Raw genomic sequence first — 4442 nt, forward strand, 5'->3', positions numbered from 1 at the left:
GATCGCCAATCCCATCCGTTTCCAGGGGCAGTACCATGACCATGAGTCGGGGCTGCACTACAACCGGTATCGGTACTACGATCCGGAGGTGGGGAGGTTTGTATCGAAAGACCCGATTGGACTCGCCGGCGGCATCAACGTCTGGCAGTACGCGCCGAATCCGGTGCAGTGGGTCGATCCGTTAGGGCTCGCTACAGTTTCGAACGCGCCTGATTTCGATACAGCTAGACGAGAGGCGTTTGAAAAGGCGGGAATGACGAATCCGGAGAACGTTACGTTTTCGAAAGTGGATCCTGTAACAGGTACTGTCGTTGAGTTCAAAGGGGCAGGTGGTGCGAAAGTTGCATATGACGCGCCCCATGCCGATATGGACTCGGTGCAAGGCCACGACAAACCCCACGTTGGATGGCAGACTGCTGGCAAACGAGGATGCGGCTGCCAGCGCGGAAATATTACTTATGAGGGACCGCAGCATCCTCATAGGCCTGACCAGAAACTTTGAGGAGGCGTCTGGTAATGGAAGATCTTGATGGCGACGACTTCAAGGCTGAACTGTCTATTGCGCTGAATAATTGCGGCCTGAGCGATCAGCAGCCGGGTAATAGGGCGGAATTATTGGAAAAAATCAAAAGCACATTTTTTGACGGGAATCCGCGTGCTTGGTGGACAAATTTCAAAGTCAAGCCAACTATATTGCGGTATGAAGACGATAGCGGATACTTGCATCTCGCTGAGTTGGCTCCTTCGTCGGCGCGAAACGTGTGGTTTGTAGTGGATGAGGGTAGCGAGGAAAAATTTATCTTCGATGCTCCAATTGAGGCGATATCAGAAATTATAAAAGAATGTCGGTTCTTTGAGTATTACGTAGTTCCCAAGGACTTTTCTTGGGTGCTTGCGGAAAATGATCACGGGGACTTGTTGTTCGTAACCGGCAAGACCGGCGCAGTACCACGATGACAAAGGTGGCAAATTTAACCGCAATGACAGGATTGCTAAAACTGGCGCAATCGAGTGGGTGCAAGAAATGATGCAATCAGCGCTAGCGCAGGTGAATCCATGATGATACGTGTACGGCTTGTGACCCGATCCATACTTGCCAACCGTTGAGCAAAGTTGAAATGCCTTGCTACACAAGGCTCAACGACGCGTCATTCACAGAGTGATACCACTATGACGCGGAGTGCAATCTGCATCGCGGCAAGAGATTGTCGCGGCTGAACGGTGAGCGGCGGAGGATAGCGGCAAGTAGACGGGGCTGCACTATAACCGGAATCGGTACTACGATCCGAATAGTGGGCGGTTTGTTAGCAAGGATCCGATTGGGTATGCGGGGGGCATAACCTATGGCAGTACGCGCCGAATCCGATACAGTGGATCGATCCATTGGGGTTGTCAGGATACGACGTTTCTGCCGATACCGCCGGGCCGGACACTTCGGCGCGAGGGGCGCATGTCAATGTAGGCGGTCCTGGACTGCCGCCGAGCGGGGGGCATATTACGTTGACGCCTAACGCAGACGGAACTCATGTGGAGCTAGGACCGGCTGACAAAGCCACACGCGATATGTCCGAATCCCAATGGAAGAAAGTATGTAGCTGTGTCGTCAAATACTTCGACAAAGCAAAGAACGTTGATCGCTTGGCCAAGTCTGCACAGGCCGGTGTAGATGCATATCCAAATTCAAATCGAGCGTCAGAACTCAAAAAGTTTGCAGAGATTCTCAGTAATCATCGTACATCTGGGACGAATCCTATTTCTAAGTAAACAGAGATGGCAATTTATTTTTATGAAATTATTGATGCGCTGCTGCAATCTAATGGCGATGATCCAGGCAGGTTGATCCGCGGTGAGGATGGCGATAAGTCGCAGCTCGAGGATCGAGGCTACGATGTTGTGGGGGAAATTCCCGATTTCCATTTGTACGAGAAGTATATAAATGTAAATCATAGGAATAGGGAAATTAATTCTCTGTATAAGTTGTATTATCTTGGTGAAACTTATATTGGTAGCTCTGTCGACTTTGGGCCGGGCGTAAGGTTGATGGCTTTGCTTAAGCGAATTTGGGATGGGGTTCAATTAAGTTTGCTGAGGGACGATGTTCATCTTTATTTTTCTGACGACAAAAAAGATGGTGCAATTGTGTTGGGTCAGTACTCTGTTATCCGGTTTGGCCGAAGAAATGTAAGATCTGGGTATGCTGTGGTGGGCGTGGATTATGCGTCCGTTGGAAATGAAAAGTTAATAACGGGGAGTATAGGGGCGGCAATGGATATGCTCGATGAGCGGCCGTTGGGTAGTTTGAGGAAGTATTCTTCTGAATACGGAAAATTGATCAATTTCTACTTCGGCTGATTAAGCTGATGTGAAGCGTGGTACGAGTGGGACAGCTTCGATCGACTGGTACGGTTCGGCAACGGCCGGGTATCGGTGCGCTACTGGTACGATGCGCTGGGGCGACGGGTGGGGAAGGAATCGAACGCGCAGGTGAGATACAGTGCCAGTGACGGCAGTGTTTACCGGGAAGCGGAGACGGCGCGGCTGAACGCGGAGCACGGCTATGGTTTGACGCTGTACGGCTGGGACGGCGACACGCTGGCGTGGGAGAGCAAGATCGCCGACGAGGACGGCTTCGGCGCACGCACCACGCACTATGTGTACGAGCCGGGCAGCTTTGTGCCGGTGGCGCAGGCGGTGCGCGAGGAAGCCATCGAATTGTTCGACCAGCCAGAGTATGGCGACTACTACCGGAAGGACGAAGACCCGCTGTGGGGCCCTCCGCCGCCCGCGCCGCCGATCAACAGCCTGGCGTGGTACCAGTGCGATCACCTCGGCACGCCGCAGGAACTGACCGACGAGCATAGCGAGATCGCGTGGAGCGCGGATTACCGCGCCTGGGGTGTTGCGCAGGAGGCCATCCGGAAAGCATCCGGCAAAGCACCGATCACCAATCCCATCCGCTTCCAGGGGCAGTACCACGACCATGAGACGGGGCTGCATTACAACCGGCATCGGTACTACGATCCGGAGGTGGGGAGGTTTGTTAGCAAGGATCCGATTGGGTATGCGGGTGGTCTGAATGTTTATCAGTACGCGCCCAATCCGGTAAGCTGGATTGATCCGCTCGGCCTGAGCAACTACATTCCTGCGCCCAAGAACTTGCCCGGCTTTCCCGATGCGGTCCGGGTTCCGCCGAAAACACCTGTTCTAGGAGTTCCAGGGAAAAAGCGCGCTCGATGGAAAGAACCCAAGGGCTGTATCTGTGAGTGGGACTATCAGCACGGAGAGGTAGAGCGATACGATAAGCGCGGTAACCACATGGGAGCATTTGATCCAAATTCGGGGGAGCCGATTTCAGGAAAAGGCCCCGTGCCAAGCCGGAGGGTGGAGCCATGACCCAACATCCCGTTCAGCGCTTTATCTCTCGATTTGAGAAGGACAATGAATTCTCGTATGTCGAGATTCCGTTTGTTGTCGGCCCGTCCTTGGAGGAACTGCAAGACATATGCGGATTTGAGAGGGATGATCTGATGTATGAGGAGGTCGAGTTGGACGACGAAAAGCTGCAGAAGCTGCGAAGGTTCGTCGCGTCTGATTTCGATACGAGCCAGTACATCTACTACTTGTCATGCGTTGATGACGCTGCCGAGTAAGTAACGAAGGGCCGGCCGAGCGCTAGGTTTGTCATTTCTGGCGCGCTGATCGATGTTCATCTGGCCTTCATTCAATGCGCCAGTGAGGTCTGGTGCGAAGTGTCAGGGAGTGCAAGGAATCGCGTCCTGGCGAAAAAATTCCGACGTGCTGGGGTAGGATGACGCGAAGGCTTGCGGGACAAGGGATTGCCTGCTCAAGCAATACGCGGGCACCCATTACCAGTACGACGCGCGCGGCAACCTCACGCAGCGCTGGCACAACGGCAAGGAAGGTCGCTTCACCTGGGACCTGTTCGACCGCCTGACGCACTACGAAGACGATCGCCTGAAGGTCGACTACACCTACGACGCGCTTGGGCGGCGCTTGTCCAAGCACAGCCAGGCGCACTACGAGGAAAGAAGGGAAGCGGGGCCACACTGGAACCGCGCCGAGCGCGTGAAGCGCAACCGCGCGCTGCAATGCGGCTTCACGCTGTACGGCTGGGATGGTGACACGCTGGCCTGGGAAAGCAAGATCGCCGACGAGGATGGCTTTGGTGCGCGCACCACGCACTACGTGTACGAGCCGGGCAGCTTTGTGCCGGTGGCGCAGGCAGTGCGCGAGGAAGCCATCGAATTGCTCGACCAGCCGGAGTACGGCGATTACTACCGGCAGGATGAAGACCCGCTGTGGTTGCCGCCGCCGCCCGCGCCGCCGATCAACAGCCTGGCGTGGTACCAGTGCGATCACCTCGGCACGCCGCAGGAACTGACCGACGAGCACAGCGAGATTGCGTGGAGCGCAGAGTACCG

6 protein-coding genes and 1 pseudogene are annotated in these 4442 nt (G+C 54.8%); all 7 read left to right on the top strand.

Going from position 1 to position 4442, the window contains the following annotated elements; genetic code table 11:
* A partial coding sequence (locus WS75_RS32135) for a polymorphic toxin type 47 domain-containing protein (RefSeq protein WP_156429785.1) occupies positions 1 to 502 on the top strand: 502 nt, incomplete at its 5' end.
* A gap of 14 nt (positions 503 to 516) precedes the next feature.
* Positions 517 to 957 carry a DUF6756 family protein gene (locus WS75_RS33565; RefSeq protein WP_156429786.1) on the top strand — a complete coding sequence of 147 codons (441 nt, stop codon included), beginning with the start codon at positions 517 to 519 and terminating at the stop codon, positions 955 to 957.
* A gap of 292 nt (positions 958 to 1249) precedes the next feature.
* Positions 1250 to 1395, top strand: a pseudogene (locus WS75_RS32140) (RHS repeat-associated core domain-containing protein); the annotation flags it as partial.
* Positions 1396 to 1770: 375 nt separating this feature from the next.
* Entirely contained in the window at positions 1771 to 2352 is a 582-nt protein-coding gene (locus WS75_RS33570) for a hypothetical protein (RefSeq protein WP_156429787.1), read from the top strand.
* 75 nt (positions 2353 to 2427) lie between these two features.
* Entirely contained in the window at positions 2428 to 3393 is a 966-nt protein-coding gene (locus WS75_RS14965) for an RHS repeat-associated core domain-containing protein (RefSeq protein WP_059681179.1), read from the top strand.
* Positions 3390 to 3650, top strand: coding sequence for a DUF7683 domain-containing protein (locus WS75_RS14970; protein WP_059681180.1), 261 nt, complete (start codon positions 3390 to 3392; stop codon positions 3648 to 3650). The genes WS75_RS14965 and WS75_RS14970 overlap by 4 nt, the downstream gene beginning before the upstream one ends.
* 364 nt (positions 3651 to 4014) lie before the next feature.
* Positions 4015 to 4442: RHS domain-containing protein (locus tag WS75_RS32145; RefSeq protein WP_257129388.1), on the top strand; the 428-nt coding region annotated here is incomplete at its 3' end.

The sequence above is a fragment of the Burkholderia sp. FL-7-2-10-S1-D7 genome, assembly GCF_001524185.1.
Lineage (GTDB): Bacteria > Pseudomonadota > Gammaproteobacteria > Burkholderiales > Burkholderiaceae > Burkholderia > Burkholderia diffusa.